The sequence below is a fragment of the Pseudaquabacterium rugosum genome, from assembly GCF_038066575.1.
In the GTDB taxonomy this organism is placed as follows: Bacteria; Pseudomonadota; Gammaproteobacteria; order Burkholderiales; family Burkholderiaceae_C; genus Pseudaquabacterium; species Pseudaquabacterium rugosum.
This window is the reverse complement of record NZ_JBBUTF010000020.1, coordinates 50916-70309: the sequence shown is the minus strand read 5'-3', so window position 1 is coordinate 70309 and position 19394 is coordinate 50916. Positions and strand designations below refer to the sequence as shown.

Below are 19394 nucleotides of genomic sequence, written 5' to 3'. Positions count from 1 at the left end.
CGGCATGCCGCGGCGCCGGTCGATGCAGCGCCGGCCGGCCGCCGCCCGCGCATCGGCTAAGCTGCGCGGCCTTGCCGCTTTCCGCCGTGCGGCCCGCCCTGCCGCCCACCGCCCCTGGCCGATGCCCCTGCGAACCGACTCCCCGACCGCCCGACCGCTGCTGCGTCGACTGGCGCTGCTGCTGGCCGGCCTGTGTGCCCTCGGCAGCGGGCTGGTCCTGCCCGAGAACGCGGAGGCCGCACCGGCCAGCACGGCCAAGCCGAAGAAGTCCGCCAAGCCAGCCACGGGCCGCCAGGCCGTCGCCACGCCGCGGCGCGCGGGAAGCCGTGCCGGCGCACGCGAGGCACGGCCGTCCACGACGCGGGGACGGGACGCCAGGCGAGCGGCGGCCGCGGTGCCGGCCCTGTCGGCCGCCGAGGCCGAACGCCAGAACGCGGCCCTGGCCGCACGGACCGAATCGCGGCTGACCGAGGAGCGCAAGGCCGCCGAGGCCGCCGCGCTGCGACCGGACGCGCCCTGTGGTGTGCGCTGGCAGCTGCACCTGGGCCAGGGCGGCGCGCCGGCCCGGCTCAGCCTGCACATGGCCACCGAAGCCGGCGTGCCACTGCAACTGCGGCTGCCGGTGGGCTGGCAAGCGCTGCAGGCCTTGCCCGACGACGAGGGCCAGACACCGGCCTGGCAGGAGGTGGCCGGCGATCCGAGCCTGCGGCGCCTGACGAGCGGCAGCACCGGCATCGCGACCTGGCGCTGGACCCTGCGCCCCGAGCAGACCGGTCCCGCCCTGCGTCTGGGCGAGGGCTGGTACGCGGCACTGGGCCAGGCGCTGCTGCCGGCACCGGTGTCGGCCGATGACGAACCACGGCTGCAGCTGCTGTGCGTCGAGGTGCAGGGCGCGGCCGAGGGCAGCCCGCACATGAGCAGCCACGGCCGTGCCCAGGGCAGCCGCGCGCAGTGGCGCTTCGTCGGCACGCCCCAGCTCGCCCAGCGCGGTCTGTACGCGGGCGGCGCGTTGCGCGGCCTGACCCGCAGCGTCGACGGCCACGGCGTGCGCCTGCTGTGGCCGGCCGAGCTGGACGAGGGCGGCGCGCCGGCAGCCGAAACCCCGGCCCCGGGCGCGGGCGAATCGGGCACCGACCCGGCCCTGCCCACCGCCCGCGAGGCGCTGGCCGAGCGCGTGCTGCGCGAGATGCACCACCAGCGCCAGTTCTGGCGTGACGAAGGCCCGGCGACCCAGGACGTGCTGCTGCTGCCCGCCCCGCGCGGCCTGGCGCCCGAGGCGCTGGCCTTCGACCGCGCGCTGATGCTGCGGCTCCAGCCCGGCCCGACCGCGCCCGACACGCGGCTGGACGCCAGCCTGACCGAGGCCCTGCTGCGCCAGCGCCTGCCCGACCGCCTGGGCCCGGCCGTCCACCATGGACGCCAGGACGAGGCGATGCGCGCCTGGCTGTCCGAGGGACTGATCGCCTACTACCGCCACCGCCTGCCGCTGGTCAGCGGCCAGCAGACGCTGCAGGACTATGCGGACACCCTGAACGCGCGCATCGCCCGCTACCTGGCGTTGCCGGTGATCAAGGCCGACAACGTGAGCGTGGCCACCGGCTGGATGATGGATCCGGCGCTGGCCGAGCTGCCGGCGCTGCGCGGCGAGTTCCTGGCCCTGCAGTGGCAGGCCGAGCTGCGCGCCCGGCGTCACCCCGGGCTGGACGCCTTGCTGCGGCCGCTGATGCTGCCGCCCGAACAGGTCCGCCACGAGGGCCTGAGCTCGCAACCGCTGGCCAGCCACCGGGTGGTGGCCGCGCTGCGGCGGGCGCTCGACGACTCGCCGCTGGACGGCATCGAACGCCACATCGATCGCGGCCAGCCGTTCTCGTTCGGCCCCCAGGCGCTGGGCCCGTGCTTCAGCCAGAGCCTGCAGCCGCGGCCGGTCTGGCGCCTGGGCTTCGACCGGGCCTCGCTGACGCTCGGCGTGATCCGCGGGCTCGAACCCGATGGCCCGGCCGCGCTGGCCGGCGTGCGCGACGGCATGGCCGTCCGCGGCTATCTGGTGGCCTGGGGGGATGTCGAGCAGGCCGTGCTGCTGCAGGTCCAGGAGGGCAGCGCGCTGCGCACCCTGTCGTGGCGACCGGCAGGCACCCGGACGGTGTCGGTGCCGGTCTACCGGCCACAGGCCGACGCCCTGCAAGCCACGGCCTGCAAGGCCTGGCTGGGCCTGACGCGCGAGGAGCCGGCCGCCGAGGCGCACACCGCCGACGAGAGCCCGGCCGCCGCCGCGCCGGCCACCCGCTGCCGCAGCGTCAAGGTGGTCGAGAAGACCCGTGGCGCCAACGGCCGCCTGGTGCGCAAGACCGTCACCCGGCAGGACTGCCAGGCCGTGGCCACACGCAGCGGCGGCAGCAGCAGCGCCAAGGCGACGGCACGCAGCGCGGCCAAGTCCACCAAGTCAGCCAAGGCTGACAAAGCGGCCAGAACAGCCAAGGCCACCAAGGCCACCAAGGCGGACAAGACCGCCAAGCCGCGCAAGCCGGCCCGCACCGCCGCGCGCTGAGCCGGCCCGGGCGCCGCGGCCCGGCCGCCGTACGCCCGCCTCCCAGAACCCGACCCCGACCCTGACCGATTCCGTGACCCCTACCGCCCCGGCCGCCCGGCCCCGCAGCCAGCCCCCCGCCGACGCCGATCCGCATGCGCGCTTCACCCACCGCCTGCGCGAGGCGCTGGCCGACGGCAGCCTGGTGCGGCTGCAGCTAGCGCGCCCGCATCCGCCGGCCGAGCCCACGCTGGACAAGCTGCTGGCCCGGCCGGTGCGCCTGCGCGGCATCGATCACCTGGCCCTGGTCTGGCGCCACCGCAGCAAGGACATCACCAAGAACCTGCCGCTGGACGAGGCCTGCGCGCTGGTCGAGGAGCTGCTGCGCAGCCAGTTCCACCACGGCCATCTGCTGACCCGCAGCCACGACGTGCAGCTGGTGCATGACCGCAAGGGCCGCTGGGCGCTGCGCGCCGGCCGCATCGCGCCCGATGCCGCGGCACCCGGCGCCAGCGGCACGACGGCTGCAGGGCCGCGGGCCGCCGGCCTGGCGGACGGCCGCACGGTCCCGGGCGCTCACGGCGCCGGCGCCAGCGTCGACCCGACATCGCCGAGGACCGCGCCGGCCGCCACCGACGAGGCCCCGGACGCACCCGGCGGCGCCTACCTGGGCCACCTCGCGCGCCAGGGCGCGGCCGACGACGCGCCCGACGGCCGCGCCCTGGCCCACGACCAGGCCCGGCGCTACCCGCTGACGCTGGATCTGCCCTTCCTCGCCGCCCTCGGCGTGACCGACGCGCAGGCGCGGCTGATCCCGTCGATGGCGCGCAAATGGCGTCAGATCAACAAGTTCGTCGAGGTGCTGGGCCAGGCGATCGCGCGTTCGCCGCTGGCCGCGCGCGCCGGCGTGGCCGACGCACCGCCGGTGCAGGTGCTGGACTTCGGCGCCGGCCGCGGCTACCTGACCTTCGCCGTCCACCACCACCTGCGGCAGGCCGGCCTGCGGCCGCAGGTCACCGGCGTCGAGCTGCGCGAGGCGCTGTGCGACGAGGTCAACGGCATCATCGACACCCTCGGCCTGGACGGCCTGCGCTTTGCCGCCGGCGACGTGCGCAGCCACCAGGCGGCCGCGGCCGACGTGATGATCGCGCTGCACGCCTGCGACACCGCGACCGACGTCGCGCTGCACCGCGGCGTGGCCGCCGGGGCGGCGCTGATCGTCGCCTCGCCCTGCTGCCACAAGCAGCTGCGGCCGCAGATGCGCGCGCCCGAACTGCTGGCGCCGCTGCTGCGTCACGGCATCCACATGGCCCAGCAGGCCGAGATGCTGACCGACACGCTGCGCGCGCTGCGGCTGCAGCGGGCCGGCTACGACACCCAGGTCTTCGAGTTCATCTCGCCCGAGGCGACCAGCAAGAACAAGATGGTGCTGGCCGTGCGCCGCAGCCAGCCGCTGCCGGCCGCCCGGCTGGGCGAACTGCAGGCCCAGGCGGACGCGCTCAAGGCCGCCTTCGGCATCACCGACTTCGCGCTCGACGCGCTGTTCGACGCCGAGCCGGTGGCCTGAGCGCCACCACCGCCCCCCGGAAAGCACACCGCCCGCGCGCAACGGGCTGCGGGCGGGCGGACAGGCGGATCACGGGCCAGCGCGGCCGGCCGACCCGATCACTTGATCACTTGATCGGCTTGAAGCGCAGACGCTTGGGCTTGGCGCCTTCCTCACCCAGGCGCTTCTTCTTGTCGGCCTCGTACTCCTGGTAGTTGCCGTCGTAGAAGAACCACTTCGAGTCGCCTTCGCAGGCCAGGATGTGGGTGCAGATGCGGTCGAGGAACCAGCGGTCGTGGGAGATCACCATGGCCGAGCCGGCGAACTCCAGCATCGCCTCTTCCAGCGCGCGCAGGGTTTCGACGTCCAGATCGTTCGACGGTTCATCGAGCATCAGCACGTTGCCGCCCTGGGCCAGGGTCTTGGCCAGGTGCAGACGGCCGCGCTCACCGCCCGACAGGCTGCCCACCAGCTTCTGCTGGTCGTTGCCCTTGAAGTTGAAGCGGCCGATGTAGGCGCGGCTGGGCATCGTGAACTTGCCGACCACGATGTTGTCCAGGCCGCCCGAGACGTCTTCCCAGACGGTCTTCTCGCCCGCCAGGCCTTCACGGCTCTGGTCGACGAAGGCCAGCTTGGCGGTCTTGCCGATCGACACCGTGCCGGCATCGGGCGTCTCGACGCCCTGGATCATGCGGAACAGCGTCGACTTGCCGGCGCCGTTCGGGCCGATGATGCCGACGATGGCGCCCGCCGGCACCTTGAAGCTCAGGTTGTCGATCAGCACCCGGTCGCCGAAGCTCTTGGTGACGCCGTCGAACTCGATGACCTCGTTGCCCAGGCGCTCGGCCACGGGGATGAAGATCTCGTTGGTGACGTTGCGCTGCTGGTACTCGACGTCGCTCAGTTCCTCGAAGCGGGCCAGACGCGCCTTGCTCTTGGCCTGGCGGCCCTTGGCATTGCTGCGCACCCACTTCAGTTCTTCCTTCATGGCCTTGGCGCGGGCGTCCTCGGCCTTCTGCTCGCTTTCCAGGCGCTTTTCCTTCTGGTCCAGCCAGTCGGAGTAGTTGCCCTTCCAGGGGATGCCGTGGCCACGGTCCAGTTCGAGGATCCACTCGGCGGCGTTGTCCAGGAAGTAGCGATCGTGGGTGATGGCCACGACCGTGCCCGGGAAGCGCTGCAGGAAGTGCTCCAGCCATTCCACCGACTCGGCGTCCAGGTGGTTGGTGGGTTCGTCGAGCAGCAGCATGTCGGGCTTGGACAGCAGCAGGCGGCACAGGGCCACGCGGCGCTTCTCGCCGCCGGACAGCACGCCGATCTTCTGCTCCCAGGGCGGCAGGCGCAGCGCGTCGGCGGCCAGTTCCAGCTGCAGGTCGGTGTTCTCGGAGCCGGCGGCGGCGATGATGGCCTCCAGCTCGGCCTGCTCGGCGGCCAGGGCGTCGAAGTCGGCGTCCTCGGCGGCGTACTCGGCGTAGACCTCGTCCAGGCGCTTCTTGGCGGCCAGCACGCCGCCGATGCCTTCCTCGACCGCCTCGCGCACGGTCTGGTCGGGGTTGACCAGCGGCTCCTGCGGCAGGTAGCCGATCTTGATGCCGGGCATCGGATAGGCCTCGCCCTCGATCTCCTTGTCGAGGCCGGCCATGATCTTCAGCAGCGTGGACTTGCCCGAGCCGTTGAGGCCCAGCACGCCGATCTTGGCGCCGGGGAAGAAGGACAGCGAGACGTCCTTGAGGATCTGGCGCTTGGGCGGAACCGTCTTCGAGACACGGTTCATCGTGAACACGTACTGGGCCATGGCAGCTTTCTTCGTCGTGGGCGCGGTCGTGGGCGCGGGTATGGGCGCGGAGGTGCGGGCAGGTGCGGCCGGCCGTGGCACGCCCTCGTGCGACGACCCGGCCGGAGGTCGGGCGGGTCCGCAGGCGGCTGCGGCAACGCGCCCGGCGCGCGGCAAAACCCGGATTATCCCTGCTGCCGGCGCGTGGTGGCACCGACCTCGCGCAGCACGAGCCCGCCGGCCTCACCGTCACGGGCCGTCGACAGGGGCGCACGACCGGCATCGGGCGCCAGCGGCCGCCAGTTGGCCAGCAACCGGCGCAGCTCGTCGAGCGGCATCGGACGGGCGACCAGCCAGCCCTGGATCGCCTCGCAGCCGGCCTCGCGCAGCAGCTGCAGCTGGGCGGGTTCCTCGACGCCCTCGGCCAGCGTGTGCATGCCCAGCGTGCGGGCCAGCTCGATGATGGTCTGCACGATGGCCCGCGCATCGTGGCGGCTCATCAGCTCGCGCACGAAGGCGCGGTCGATCTTCAGCGTGTCGAACGGGAAGCGCCGCAGATAGGCCAGGCTGGAGTAGCCGGTGCCGAAGTCGTCGAGCGCGACCTGCACCCCGCACTGGCGCAGCTGGTGCAGATGGCGCAGCGGCAGCGTCGCGTCGGCGATGAACACCGACTCGGTGATCTCCAGCTCCAGCCGCTCGGCCGGCAGACCGCTGGCGTGCAGTTCCTGCAGCACGCTGTCGGCGAAGTGCGCGCGGCGCAGCTGGATCGGCGAGACATTGACCGAGACCTGCAGGTGTGCGGGCAGCCGCAGCGCCTCCATGCAGGCCCGCGCCAGCACCTGCTGGCCGAGCGCCTCGATCAGGCCGGATTCCTCGGCGATCGGGATGAACTCGCTCGGCGGCACCGAGCCCAGCGTGCCGTGGTGCCAGCGCAGCAGGGCCTCGGCGCCGATCACCTGCCAGCCGTCGATGGCGATGCGCGGCTGCCAGTGCAGCTGCAGGCGACCGACCTCGTCGGGCACCTCGATGCAGGGCGCCAGACCGCCGGCCGCGGCCGCCGTGCCATGGCCGGCCGTGGCCTCCAGCAGCGTGCGCAGCGAACGCTCCAGCGTGACCCGGCGACGGTGGCGGTCGCCCAGGCGCGGCACGAAGACCGCGTAGCGGCCGCGACCGGCCTCCTTGGCGGCGTACAGCGCCAGATCGGCATGGGCCATCAGCGCGTCGATGTCCTGGCCATGGTCGGGTGCCACCGCCAGACCGAGGCTGATGCCGAGGGCCAGCTGCTGGCCCTCGACCTCGCAGGGCCGGTTCAGGGCCAGGGTCAGGCGTCGGGCCAGGGCATCGACCTCGTCGTCGCTGCCGGCCGCATCGATCAGCAGCGCGAACTCGTCGCCGCCCTGGCGCGCGGCCAGGTCACCCAGCCGCAGATTGGCCCGCAGGCGCTCGGCCACGGTCACCAGCACCGCGTCACCACCGGCATGGCCGAGGGTGTCGTTGATGCGCTTGAAATGGTCGACGTCCAGCAGCACCAGCGCGCAACGCTTGCGGCCGTCGGCCGCCTCGGCCAGGGCCTGGTGCAGCACCTCGCGCAGGCGCACGCGGTTGGCCAGGCCGGTCAAGGGATCGTGGTGGGCGAGGCGGGCCAGGCGCTGGTGGGCCTCGCGCGCCTCGGTGACGTCGCTGATCACGCCGCGCCAGCCGGCATGGCGGCCGCGCTCGTCGGCCAGCGGCTTGGCCGTCAGCGACCACCAGCGCCAGCCGCCCGCCGTCAGCACCGGCACCTCCAGATCACGGAAGGCCCGGTCCTGGGCCAGCGCACTGCGCAAGGCGGCCAGATGCGCGAGCCCCTGCGGCTGCCCGGCCGCGTCGCGCGGCGGCGGCGTGTGCACCAGCGGCGCGGTGCGTGACAGGCGTTCGGCCGCCGCCCCGGCGCCGGAGGCGGGGGCATCGGGCTGGCCGCGCTGCAGGGCCTGCAGCAGCGTCAGGTGCTGCAGCCGCTCGGGGGCCAGCCCCAGCGTGGCGGCCAGCCGCGGCGAGACGTGGCCGAGGTGGCCGTCGGGCCCGGTCTCCCACAGCAGATCGGCCGCGTGCTCCTCGAAGTCACGCAGCAGCAGGCCCACCAGCTGGCCCTGGCGCGCCGCCTCGCGCTCGGAGATCAGACGGGCGGTGGCCAGCCGGGCCGTCGACAGCACGCACCAGCCCAGCACCGCGGTGTAGACCGCCAGCAGGGCCATCAGCGGCAGCACCAGCGGCTCCTGGCCGAGCACGGCCGCACCGACGGCCGCCGCCGCCAGCACCACCATGTAGGCCAGCGCCGCCTGCGGCACGGTGGCCAGCGCGAACGCCCCGCCGCACATCATGCCGACCACCAGCACGCCGAGCAGCAGACGCTGGCCGCCGTCGGCCTGCGGAAACCAGCGCACCACGGCCCAGGCCCAGACCAGGGCCAGCGAGACCGCGCCCTGCACCTGGCGGCGGATCGCCCGCACGCTGGCCGAGGCCGGTGCCCGGCGCCCGGCCTGACGCCAGCGGCGGCGCAGCGCGTCGACACAGCACAGCGACAGCACCAGCAGCCACAGCAGCCCCTCGTGCCAGGGCAGCTGACGGTAGAGCGCGGCCCAGACGAGCAGACCGTTGAGCAGATTGGCCACCATCAGCTGCGGCACCAGCCGGTTGATGGCGGCCAGATGGCGGGCGCGCAGCTCGGCCGAGTCGCGGTCCAGCGCGCCGTAGACCGCGAATTCCTGCCACCAGCGGGCGAGCCAGCGCCGCCAGGCGGCCACCGGGCCAGCCCCCACCCCGGAATCGGCCGTGCGGACGGAAGAGGAGCGGACACCGGGCTTCATCCCGGGCGATTTCGGCAGCGGGCGCCCGACACTTGAGCGGCCACGGCCACCACGGCCACCACGGCCACCACGGCCACCACGGCCACCACGGCCACCACGGCCGCTACGGCCAGCGGCCTGGGCACGGGCCGTTGCGGCGGGCCCGGGGCACCGGATGCACCGGGCCGGTCCGCGGGCCGCTCGGCCGCTGGATCGGCCGCCGGATCGGTGGCCGGATCAGCCGCGCGATCAGGCGCTGACGCTCAGGCTGCTGCTGCTCGATTCGGCCGCCGAGGCGGCACTGATCGCGGCGTAGCGCTCGGCCAGGTGCTGCAGCAGTTGACGCACATCGGGCTGCTGGCTGGCGGCGGCCGTCGTGCCGGCGTCACTGCTGCTGTCGTCCGAGCCGGACGACGAGGCGGCATCGCCACCCGAGGCGTCGGCCGCGGCGCCCGGCGGCGGCGGGGGCGGCATGCCCTGCGCGCCGCCCATGCCGCCCGGCCCGCCCGGCCCGCCCGGGCCACCCGGACCTTCGGCCGCCATCATCTGCTCGCGGAAGCTGTCGAGCTCCTCGGTGCTCAGGCTGCCGTCGCCGCTGGTGTCCATCGCGTCGAACAGCGCCTGCAGCTGGGCGGTGTCCTCGGTCGAGGTCGTCGAGGTGGTCGAGGTCGTCGCCTCGCCCGTGCTGGCGGACGCGGACTCCAGCCCGAACTCGGTCGCCGAGACGCCGCCGTCACCGTCGGCATCCAGCGCGGCGATCGGGTCCTGCCGCGCGGCGCCCATCTCGGCCGTCGGACGCGAGACCTCGAACTGCTGCGGTGGCGGCGGTGGGCGGCTGCCCTGGGTGGCCGTGCTGCCGGACGCCCCCTCCTGCCCGCCGGCCTGGGCCAGCAGCTGGGCCCAGTCGGTGCCACCGGACGACGCGGTCGATGAGGTACTGGCTGTGGTGGACGTGGATGTGGACGTGGACTGACGCGCACTGGCGAGCGCGGCCATCTGCTGCATCCACTGGGCGGCGGACTGCCCACCACCCACACTGGAGATCGAACCCATCATCAGCTCCTTGTGCCCGCAGGTCACGGGCCGGGTCTGGAGGCCGACCGGCCCCCCGCGCGGCAGGATCGCCGCAGCGCAGACCTGATGTTGGGTGCCGGTCGTTGACCGTCCTTCAAGCCTCTGTAGCCAACCCGTTACAAGAGGCCCACTTGAGCGCCGATGAACGGGGGCCGCGCCGGTCTGTTGCCGTGATCAGCCCGCAGCCGTCCGCGGATCAGGCCTCGGGCACGTCGAAGCGGTAGCCACGGCCGCGCACCGTGCGGATCCAGCGCGGCGCGCGGGCATCGTCGCCGAGCTTGCCGCGCAGGCGCGAGACCAGCAGATCGACGCCCCGGCTGCCGGCGGAGGCCTCGGCGGCATCGACCGCCACCTCGTCCTCGGTGGCCAGGGCCAGCAGGTCCGAGCGCTCGAGCACATGGCGCGGCCGCTCGAAGAAGGCGCGCATCAGCCGGAACTCGGCCGGCGTCAGCGGCACCACCGGGCCGTTCATGCGGCGCAGCGTGCGCGACAGCGGACACAGGCGCCAGGCCCCGGCCGACAAGGGCAGCGAGGCCACCGTCGCCGGCGCACGCCGCTCGTGGCCACGCCAGCGCCGCAACACGGCCGCGATGCGGGCCAGCAGTTCGCCGACGACCACGGGCTGCGACAGACAGTCATCGGCGCCGCTGTGCAGGGCCAGCACACGGTCGGCCGCATCGTCGACATCGGTCAGCACGATCACCGGCAGCGCACTGTGCAGGCGCAGGGCGCGCAACAGCGCCAGCGCGTCCAGGCCATGGGCCGGGCCCAGGTGTTCGGGGCGCAGCGGAATGGACAGGTTCAGCAGCAGCAGGTCGGGCGGATCCGGCCAGTCGGCCCGCAGCAGGCGCTGCACGTCGTCGAGCCATTCGACGCGGTGGCCGCGGGCACGCAAGGTGACGGCCAGCGACTGGCAGGCGGTGGGGTCGGCACCGGCAAGCAGCAGATGGTGGCAGGCGGACATGGACTGGAGACTCCCGACGGAACGCAGCCGGCGTGCACAGGGCACGCACCGCACGGTCGCGCACCCCACCCGGCCTGATGGACTGAGGCTGGTCTTGTGGGCGACGGTGTCCACGCCCTGCACCTGGGCGCTACCCGTCGTCCCTCCCCTCCTGCGGCGACCGGTCCCACGTCCCGGCCATGCCTGATGCGGCAGTGTCGGGCGGGCACGCCAGCCCCGATGGGCGGAACACCCGCCCCTGAAGCGTGCTGTTTGGACGCGCCGGACATCCGTCAGGGGCATGGTGCAGGGCGGTACAATGACGGGTCAGGCCGCGCATCCAGTCGCGCGGCACCCACATCAGGTGCCCAGGCACCGGTGTCCTCCTTCCTCGCATCGGCTCGTCCAGACTGGTGGGTCCGCTTCGGACCGCAGCAGCCGGTGTCCACCGCGCTCCGGCCTCAGCCGCCGGGCGCCCCGAACCGCATGAACTTTGCCGACCTCGGCCTGGCCGAGCCGATCCTGCGCGCGGTGCGCGAGCAGGGTTACGAGACCCCGACCCCGATCCAGGCGCAAGCCATTCCCGCCGTCCTGCAAGGCGGCGACCTGATGGCCGGTGCCCAGACCGGCACCGGCAAGACCGCCGGCTTCACCCTGCCCCTGCTGCACCGCCTGAGCCAGGGCAAGCCGGCGCGCGACAGCCGCGGCCGCCTCGCCGTGCGCGCCCTGATCCTGACGCCGACGCGCGAACTCGCCGCCCAGGTCGAGGAAAGCGTGCGCGCCTACGGCAAGTACCTGCCGCTGACCAGCATGGTGATGTTCGGCGGCGTGGGCATGCAGCCGCAGATCGACCGCCTGCGCAAGGGCGTCGACATCCTGGTGGCCACGCCGGGCCGCCTGCTCGACCACCACCAGCAGGGCACGCTGGACCTCAGCCACATCGAGCTGCTGGTGCTCGACGAGGCCGACCGCATGCTGGACATGGGCTTCATCCACGACATCAAGAAGGTGCTCGCGGTGCTGCCGGTCAAGAAGCAGAGCCTGCTGTTCTCGGCCACCTTCAGCGACGACATCAAGGCCCTGGCCGACCGCCTGCTGGACCAGCCGGCGCTGATCGAGGTCGCCCGCCGCAACCAGACCAACGACGCGATCGCGCAGAAGATCCACCCCTGCGGCCGCGAGAAGAAGAAGGAACTGCTGGCCCACCTGATCCGCCAGGGCGACTGGCACCAGGTGCTGGTGTTCACGCGCATGAAGCACGGCGCCAACCGCCTGGCCGAGTACCTGAACGAGACCGGCATCGGCGCCATGGCCATCCACGGCAACAAGAGCCAGAGCGCGCGCACCAAGGCGCTGGCCGAGTTCAAGAGCGGTGAGCTGCCGGTGCTGGTGGCCACCGACATCGCCGCGCGCGGCATCGACATCGACCAGCTGCCTCACGTCGTCAACTTCGAGCTGCCGAACGTGCCCGAGGACTACGTGCACCGCATCGGCCGCACCGGCCGTGCCGGCGCCCAGGGCGAGGCGGTCAGCCTGGTGTGCCTGGACGAGGAGATCTTCCTGCGCGACATCGAGAAGCTGATCAAGCGTCAGGTGCCGCGCGAGGTGATCCCGGGCTTCGAGGCGGCGCCCGGCGAGAAGGCCGAGCCCATCGTGCTGGGCCGCATGACCATCGGTGTCGGCGGCACGCGCCGCAATGCGGGCGGCGGCGGTGGCGGTGGCCGTCCGGGCGGTGGCCAGGGCGGTCGTCCGGGCCAGGGCGCGCAGGCCGGCCAGGGCCGCGGTCCGGCGTCCAAGCCGGGTACCGGCGGGGGTGGCGGTGGCCGTCCGCAAGGCGGTGGCGGTCGTCCGCAGGGCGGCGGCAAGCCGGCCGGCGCCGCACCGCAAGGCAATGGCCGCGGTGGCAACCCGGCTCCGGCGGGCGGTGGCCGGCCGCAGAACGGCGGCGGCCGTCCGGCAGCGGGTGGCTCGGGCCGTCCGGCCGGTGGCGGTGCGGCCGGTCTGGTCGCCCGTCTGGCCCAGCCCAAGCGCTGAGCGCACGGCCGGGGCGCCCCGCGGGCTTGCGGCCTGCGGGCCGCCCCGCGGCGGCTCAGCCGCTCAGTTGAACTCGCGCTCGCGCAGCCACTTGGTGGCGACCCACTTCTCGCCATCGATCACCGGGGCACCCCCATGCAGGGTGCGGGTGACGGCATGCGGTCGGTCGTAGCTGAAGAACACCGCGTGGCCCTTGATCGGTGACACCGCCAGATCGACGTCCGGGAAGGTCGTCGCGCCACCCCGCTCGGGCGTGTTCAGGTAGATCACCAGCGTGCCCACGCGCTGGCCACCGCGTGCCAGCACACTGCCCATGCCGGGCTGGGCCGGGTCGAAATAGTCGTGGTGCGGCTTGTACTCGGCCCCGGGCCGGTAGTGCAGCACCTGCAGCCCCTCGCCATTGACCACCGGCCAGCGCAGCAGCGCGGCGATGCGCATCTCGATGCGCTGGCACAGCGCGTTCTCGCCGCGGCCGAAGAACATGCCGGTCGAGGTGCGCGCCGGGTTGACCTCGTTGCCCCCGGTGGCGTTGACCACCGTCTCCGAGCGCGTCATGCGCGGGCGGGCCAGCGCGACCAGTTCGTCGCACTCGGCATCCGACAGGAAGCCGCCGAACAGCACGACGCGCGGCTGGCGCATCGTCATCAGCACCCGCACCTCGCGGTCGTGGGCCCACAGCGCGGGCGGTTCGCGGGCGAGGTCCGGTTCAGGCACCGGGACGGCCAGCGGCAAGGCCTCGCCGAGGCCGCCACCGCGGGTCTGGCCGGTGACGGCCGCCGCGGCCGCGGCCTCGGTGTCCTGTCCCGCCAGCACGCCGCTGAGGAAGTCCCGCAGCGTGGCCTCCAGGGCCTGGGTGGCCACGTCCTCGCTCCAGCCGCTGCTGACCATCGACGACAACAGCACGTCCGGCTGACAGCCCGCCTGCGACTGTTCGATGATCCAGCGACGAAGTTCCGGAGTGACTGCCTGGGCGCTCATGGTCCGGATTGTTCCAGAAGCGCGGGCGCCGGCCGCGCACCACACACCGTCTGCGGTGTGCGCCCATGGCCGCACGGGACGCTCAGGCCGGGAGCCGGCGACGGAAGACCGGGCGCTCGGGCGTCGAGACCGACGCGTCCCAGGCATAGCCGTCGCGGTCGAAGCCGCGCAGGTCGTCGGCGCTGGACGGGCGCTGGTCGATCATCCAGCGCGCCATCAGGCCACGGGCGCGCTTGGCGTGGAAGCTGATGATCTTCCAGCCGGCGCCCTTCCAGTCCTCGAACACGCAGTCGATGACCGGATGGCGCAGCGCGCGGCGCGGCACCGACTTGAAGTACTCCTGCGAGGCCAGGTTGACCAGCCAGGGCACGCGCTGCGCGTCCAGCCGCTCGTTGAGGTGGTCGGCGAGGCGGGTGCCCCAGAACGCGTAGAGGTCCTTGCCGCGCGGGTTGGCCAGGCGGGTGCCCATCTCCAGCCGGTAGGGCTGCAGGCGGTCCATCGGGCGCAGCGCGCCGTACAGGCCCGACAGGATCACCAGATGCTGCTGCGCCCAGTCGAGCTGGGCCGCGCCCAGGCTGCGCGCCTGCAGGCCGTCGTAGACGTCGCCGTTGAAGGCCAGCACGGCCGGCCGGCTGTTGGCCTCGGTGGCCTGTGGCTGCCAGGCGGCATAACGGCCGACGTTGAGCGCGGCCAGCGTGTCCGACAGGTCCATCAGGCTGGCGACCTGGGGCGGGGTCAAGGGCGCCAGCTGCGCGATCAGCTCGGCGGCCTGGTCGGTGAACAGCGGCTCGGTGGCCCGCGCGCGGGCGGCATCCGACAGCGGGGTGTCGTAGTCCAGCGACTTGGCCGGAGAGAGGACGAAGATCATGGGGCGGCAGTGTACGAAGGCCGCCTCGGCCTTGCCCGGACCCGGACCCGGGCCGGACTTGAAGACCGACGGAGGCCGGACCGGGGCCGGACAGCGCCGGACCCGGGCCGACGGCGGGCTCAGGGGGACGGAGTGGACGGTGTGGGCGGGGCCGCAGGGCCGTCCTCGCCCGCGGCGCTCTCCGCGCCCTCGCCGCCCGCCGCGCCCATGGCCGCCAGCCAGGTGCGGCGCGGGATGTGCGAGGTCAGCCGCTGCAGTGCGCACTGCACCAGCGCCGGCGGCATCGCGTGGCCGACGCCGCTGGCGATGTCGATCGTCGCGTCGCCCTGCAGCTGCTGCAGCCGCGCCATCGCGGCGCGCGCATGGTCGGCCGGGATCACCGGATCGTCGGCGCCATGGAAGAAGTGCAGCGTGGTGTGCTGCAGCGTGGCCTCGGGCAGGCGGGCATAGCGGCCGGAGAAGGCCAGCACGCGGCCGCAGAGGCCGTCGTGGCGCTGCACCAGCTCCAGCGAGACGATGGCGCCCTGCGAGAAGCCGAACAGCGCAGTGGCCTGCGGCTCGATGCCCCAGGCGGCCTGGGCCGCACGCAGCCAGTCGGCCAGCCGCGGCAGCATGGCGTCGACACGGGCCGGACGCTCCTCGTCGCTCAGGCGGCCGCCGGCCTCACCGGTCAGGCTGAACCACTGGCGGCCCGCGAGCGGGGTGGTGCCGGCGCCGTCCAGCGGCTCGAAGCCGTCGGGCGCGACGATGACGGCACGCGGGAACTGCTGGTGCAGCGTGCGCGCCAGCGGGGCCATGTCCTGTGCGCTGGCGCCCCAGCCGTGCAGCAGCACCAGCAGCAGCGCGGGCGGCTGTCCGTCGGCGGGCAGCCATTCGAGGGTGGCGGGCAGTCGGGTGGGGCTCGGTGTGGTCATGGGCTGGATTGTCGGCGGCGTCCCGCGACAGGCGGTTGAAGCGGCTTGCATGGCGGCTTCGGGCGGGCTGAAGTGCCGCGGGGGGCCACCGCCGGAGGCCCCGGGACCATGCCCGGCGGCATCCGACGGCCAAGGCCGGCCGGCGGCCCGTCAATGGAAGTCCCGGCTGTGCACGGCCAGGCCCTGCAGCAGCGCGCTGTGGTCGACCAGGCGGCGGGCGATCAGGTGGCGCACCTCGCCCTCGCACTGCCACTGGCCGTGCACCGCCAGCAGCCGGGCGGCCAGCAGCGGGCGGCGCTGGGCTTCGGCCACCTGCGGCCAGACGATGACGTTGACGGTGCCGGTCTCGTCCTCCAGCGTGACGAAGACCACGCCGCGCGCGGTGCCCGGGCGCTGGCGGTGGGTGACCAGGCCGGCCGCGCCCAGCCACTGACCGGGCCGCGCCTGGCGCAGCTCGGCGGCCGTGCGCAGGCGCAGGGTCGCCAGCTGCGGCCGCAGCAGGGCCAGCGGATGGGCGCGCAGCGACAGGCCACTGCTGCGGTAGTCGGCCAGCACCTGGTCACCGGGCGCGGGCGACGGCAGCACGACGGCCTGCGGCAGCGCATCGGCGCCAGCCAGCAGCGGCGGCGCACGGGTGTCGATGCCGCGCACCGCCCAGGCGGCCTGGTGGCGATGGCCGATGCGGGGTACGGCGGCGGGGCCCGCCACCGATCGGCCGGCCACGACGACCCGCTGCGGCGTGCCGGCGGCCGCCGCCGCATCGACGGCCGGCAGCCAGCGCAGCGCATCGGCCGCGGCCAGCCGCTGCAGCGCCCGCGCGTCCAGCCCGGCGCGGCACGCCAGATCCTCGACGCCGGTGAAGGGCGCGGCCGCACGCGCGGCGACGATGCGCCGGGCCTCGGCCTCGCCCAGGCCGGCGATGCGGTTGAAGCCCAGGCGCACGGTGCGCAGCGCCGGCCCTGCCGCGGCAGCGACACCGGGCGACGGTGCATCCGCCCGGTCCGCCGCCACCGCACCGGCTCGGACGCCCTCACCCTTCCCCTCACCATGCCCCTCGCCCGCCCCGGCGCGGACCGGCACCGGCTCCAGCCGCGTCCCCCAGTCGCTGCGCAGCACGCACACCGGGCGCACTGTCACGCCGTGCTCGCGCGCGTCGCGCACCAGCTGGGCCGGCGCGTAGAAGCCCATCGGCTGGCTGTCGAGCAGCGCGGCCAGGAAGGCGTCCGGATGGTGGCACTTGAGCCAGGCGCTGACATAGACCAGCAGCGCGAAACTGGCCGCATGGCTCTCCGGGAAGCCGTATTCGCCGAAACCCTGGATCTGGCGGAAGATGGCCTCGGCATAGTCGGCCGCATAGCCCTTGGCCACCATGCGGCCGACCAGGCGCTCATGGAAAGGACCGAGCCCGCCCTTGCGTTTCCAGGCCGCCATCGCGCGGCGCAGCCCGTCGGCCTCGCCGGGGGTGAAGTCGGCGGCCAGGATGGCCAGCTGCATCACCTGCTCCTGGAAGATGGGCACGCCGAGGGTGCGTTCGAGCGCCTGCGCCACCTCGGCGCTGGGGTAGCTGACCGGCTCCAGGCCCTGGCGGCGCTTCAGATAGGGATGGACCATGCCGCCCTGGATCGGCCCCGGCCGCACGATGGCGACCTCGATGACCAGGTCGTAGAAGCGCGCGGGGCGCAGCCGCGGCAGCATGCTGAGCTGGGCCCGGCTCTCGACCTGGAACACGCCGAGGGCGTCGGCGCGCTGCAGCATCGCGTAGACGGCCGGATCCTCGCGCGGCACGTCCTGCATCGAGAACGGCAGGCCGCGCACCGCGGCGCCGGTCAGGCGGGCGTCGTCGGCGGCCGGATCGGCGCCGAAGAGCGCTGCGGGGTCGCTGCCACCGATGCCATCGCTGCGGTCCTGGCCGTCGTCGCGGTCGCCGCCGTGGGCAGCGTCGGGGGCGTCGGGGGCGTCGGTATGGCCACGGCGGTCCGCGGCCTGCGCCGGCCGCACGTCGGCCATGCCCCGGCCGAGCTTGTCGCCCACCCACACCAGCGCGCGGCGGATGGCGCTCAGCATGCCGAGGGCGAGGATGTCGACCTTGATCAGGCCGAGCACGTCGAGGTCGTCCTTGTCCCACTCGATGACGGTGCGCCCGTCCATGCCGGCGTTCTCGACCGGCACCAGCCGTGCGATGTCGTCGCGCGCGATGACGAAGCCGCCCGGATGCTGGCTGAGGTGGCGCGGAAAGCCGATCAGCTGCGCGGTCAGCGCCAGCCACTGCGCGCACACCGGCGCGGCCGGATCCAGCCCCTGCTCGGCCAGGCGTTCGGGCGCGATGCCGTGGCCATCCCACCACTGCTGGCCGCGGCAGACGGCCTGGATCAGGTCCGGATCGAGCCCGAGCGCACGACCGACATCCCGCAGCGCCGAGCGCGGCTGGTAGCGGATGACCACCGCCGTCAGCGCCGCACGGTGCCGCCCGTACTTGCGGTAGAGGTACTGGATGACCTCCTCGCGGCGCTGGTGCTCGAAGTCGATGTCGATGTCGGGTGGCTCGTTGCGCTCGGGGCTGATGAAGCGCTCGAACAGCAACGGGGCGTCGACCGGATCGACCTCGGTCACGCCCAGGCAGTAGCAGACCGCGGAGTTGGCCGCGCTGCCGCGGCCCTGGCACAGGATGCCGCGCGCATGGCGGGCCCAGCGCACGATGTCGGCCACGGTCAGGAAATAGGGCTCGTAGCCGCGGGCGGCGATCACCGCCAGCTCGTGCTCGATGGCCGCGCGCACCGCCGCGGGCAGGCCCTGCGGATAGCGCTGGCGCGCACCGGCCTCGGTCAAGCGGCGCAGCCAGCTGGCCGGGTCGTGGCCGGCGGGCACCAGCTCCTCGGGATATTCGTAATGCAGATCGGCCAGCGAGAAATCGCAGCCGGCGGCCACCGCCAGCGTGGCCTCCAGCCAGGCCGGTGCGTACAGCGCCTGCAGCCGGGCGCGGCTGCGCAGATGGGCCTCGGCATTGGGCGCCAGATCGAAGCCGCAATCGGCCAGCGGCCGGCCCAGCCGGGTGGCCGTCAGCACATCGGCCAGCGGCTTGCGGTGACGGGCATGCATGCGCACCTCGCCGACGGCCACCAGCGGCAGGCCGACGAGCGCGGCCAGCCGCGGCAGCAGCGCGCGCTTGAGGTCATCCTGCGGCTGGTGCAGCAGCGAGATCGCGATGCCGCAGCGCGCGGGCCCGAACCAGGTCTTGAGCCACATGGCCTGGGCGTGCAGGGTCTCGAACACGGTGCCGTCGGCGTCGTCCGCACACAGGTCGGGCAACAGCAGTGCGTGGCAGTCAGGCAGGCCGGCCAGATGCGGCGCATCGGGCGCACGGCCCTCCAGATCGCCGGCCAGTGCGACGTAGCGGCCCTTGGGCGCGCGCCGGCGCGCCAGGCTGATCCATTGCGCCAGGTTGCCGTAGCCGCGCCGGCTGCGCGCCAGCAGCACCAGCGTGGGCGGCGGCCGGCCGGCCAGCGGCGAGGCCGCACCCGGGGCCAGCGCGGCCTGATCGGCACCGGCGGGCGCCGCACCGATGCGCCCGGCCACCGTCGCGGCCACGGCCGCACCGGCGTCAGCCGTCGACAGCCGCACCGTGGCCCCGATGATCAGCGGCAGGCCGACCTCGGCCGCCCGCGCATGGGCCCGCACCACGCCGGCCAGCGAGCATTCATCGGTCAGCGCCAGCGCGGCGTAGCCACGGGCGAGCGCGGTGTCGACCAGCTCCTCCGGATGGGAGGCCCCGTCGAGGAAGCTGAAGTTGCTGCGGCAGCACAGCTCGGCATAGGCGGGTGGGCCGGACATGGGGGGCGTGGGGCGGACGGGGGCAGGCAGCGGCGGCAGGCGCAGAGCCGGCATCGTAGCGCCGGAAACTGTATGGATATACAGCATTC

At 74.0% G+C, this 19394-nt stretch carries 11 protein-coding genes; 3 read left to right on the top strand and 8 right to left on the bottom strand.

The window, feature by feature from the left end; all coding sequences use genetic code 11:
* Positions 1-121: 121 nt before the first annotated feature.
* Together AACH11_RS19615 and AACH11_RS19610 are read left to right on the top strand one after the other, a co-directional pair.
* Positions 122-2545, top strand: a complete 2424-nt coding sequence (locus AACH11_RS19615; RefSeq protein ID WP_341375959.1) for a hypothetical protein — start codon at positions 122-124, stop codon at positions 2543-2545.
* Between the two features lie 73 nt (positions 2546-2618).
* Positions 2619-4091 (top strand): class I SAM-dependent methyltransferase, encoded by a 1473-nt coding sequence (locus AACH11_RS19610; RefSeq protein WP_341375958.1) that lies wholly within the window; start codon positions 2619-2621, stop codon positions 4089-4091.
* A 106-nt stretch (positions 4092-4197) separates the two neighbouring features.
* Here AACH11_RS19610 and ettA read toward each other — a convergent pair whose 3' ends face one another.
* The 4 genes from ettA to AACH11_RS19590 form a co-directional block, all read right to left on the bottom strand.
* Entirely contained in the window at positions 4198-5862 is a 1665-nt protein-coding gene (gene ettA / locus AACH11_RS19605; protein WP_341375957.1) for an energy-dependent translational throttle protein EttA, read from the bottom strand.
* A 164-nt stretch (positions 5863-6026) separates the two neighbouring features.
* Positions 6027-8687 (bottom strand): putative bifunctional diguanylate cyclase/phosphodiesterase, encoded by a 2661-nt coding sequence (locus tag AACH11_RS19600; protein WP_341375956.1) that lies wholly within the window; start codon positions 8685-8687, stop codon positions 6027-6029.
* A gap of 228 nt (positions 8688-8915) precedes the next feature.
* On the bottom strand, positions 8916-9719 hold the full coding sequence (locus tag AACH11_RS19595; protein ID WP_341375955.1) for an EF-hand domain-containing protein: 804 nt from the start codon (positions 9717-9719) through the stop codon (positions 8916-8918).
* A 217-nt stretch (positions 9720-9936) separates the two neighbouring features.
* Positions 9937-10704, bottom strand: a complete 768-nt coding sequence (locus AACH11_RS19590; protein ID WP_341375954.1) for a winged helix-turn-helix domain-containing protein — start codon at positions 10702-10704, stop codon at positions 9937-9939.
* 465 nt (positions 10705-11169) lie between these two features.
* Here AACH11_RS19590 and AACH11_RS19585 point away from each other — a divergent pair, with 465 nt between their 5' ends.
* Positions 11170-12717: a DEAD/DEAH box helicase gene (locus AACH11_RS19585; RefSeq protein WP_341375953.1), complete on the top strand. Its 1548-nt coding sequence runs from the start codon at positions 11170-11172 to the stop codon at positions 12715-12717.
* A gap of 63 nt (positions 12718-12780) precedes the next feature.
* On the opposite strand, the gene AACH11_RS19580 is transcribed toward AACH11_RS19585, so the two are convergent.
* The 4 genes from AACH11_RS19580 to dnaE form a co-directional block, all read right to left on the bottom strand.
* On the bottom strand, positions 12781-13695 hold the full coding sequence (locus AACH11_RS19580) for a 2OG-Fe(II) oxygenase (protein ID WP_341375952.1): 915 nt from the start codon (positions 13693-13695) through the stop codon (positions 12781-12783).
* Between the two features lie 82 nt (positions 13696-13777).
* Positions 13778-14563 carry a peroxide stress protein YaaA gene (gene yaaA / locus AACH11_RS19575; protein WP_341375951.1) on the bottom strand — a complete coding sequence of 262 codons (786 nt, stop codon included), beginning with the start codon at positions 14561-14563 and terminating at the stop codon, positions 13778-13780.
* A 119-nt stretch (positions 14564-14682) separates the two neighbouring features.
* On the bottom strand, positions 14683-15477 hold the full coding sequence (ypfH, locus tag AACH11_RS19570; RefSeq protein WP_341375950.1) for an esterase: 795 nt from the start codon (positions 15475-15477) through the stop codon (positions 14683-14685).
* A gap of 150 nt (positions 15478-15627) precedes the next feature.
* Positions 15628-19305 carry a DNA polymerase III subunit alpha gene (dnaE, locus tag AACH11_RS19565; RefSeq protein WP_341375949.1) on the bottom strand — a complete coding sequence of 1226 codons (3678 nt, stop codon included), beginning with the start codon at positions 19303-19305 and terminating at the stop codon, positions 15628-15630.
* Positions 19306-19394 lie beyond the last annotated feature (89 nt).

Bases quoted from the DNA above. Each gene is read 5' to 3' on its own strand.
- AACH11_RS19615 (WP_341375959.1), top strand. From the start codon at position 122: ATGCCCCTGCGAACCGACTCCCCGACCGCCCGACCGCTGCTGCGTCGA.
- ettA (WP_341375957.1), bottom strand. From the start codon at position 5,862: ATGGCCCAGTACGTGTTCACGATGAACCGTGTCTCGAAGACGGTTCCG.
- AACH11_RS19600 (WP_341375956.1), bottom strand. From the start codon at position 8,687: ATGAAGCCCGGTGTCCGCTCCTCTTCCGTCCGCACGGCCGATTCCGGG.
- AACH11_RS19595 (WP_341375955.1), bottom strand. From the start codon at position 9,719: ATGGGTTCGATCTCCAGTGTGGGTGGTGGGCAGTCCGCCGCCCAGTGG.
- AACH11_RS19590 (WP_341375954.1), bottom strand. From the start codon at position 10,704: ATGTCCGCCTGCCACCATCTGCTGCTTGCCGGTGCCGACCCCACCGCC.
- AACH11_RS19585 (WP_341375953.1), top strand. From the start codon at position 11,170: ATGAACTTTGCCGACCTCGGCCTGGCCGAGCCGATCCTGCGCGCGGTG.
- AACH11_RS19580 (WP_341375952.1), bottom strand. From the start codon at position 13,695: ATGAGCGCCCAGGCAGTCACTCCGGAACTTCGTCGCTGGATCATCGAA.
- yaaA (WP_341375951.1), bottom strand. From the start codon at position 14,563: ATGATCTTCGTCCTCTCTCCGGCCAAGTCGCTGGACTACGACACCCCG.
- ypfH (WP_341375950.1), bottom strand. From the start codon at position 15,477: ATGACCACACCGAGCCCCACCCGACTGCCCGCCACCCTCGAATGGCTG.
- dnaE (WP_341375949.1), bottom strand. From the start codon at position 19,305: ATGTCCGGCCCACCCGCCTATGCCGAGCTGTGCTGCCGCAGCAACTTC.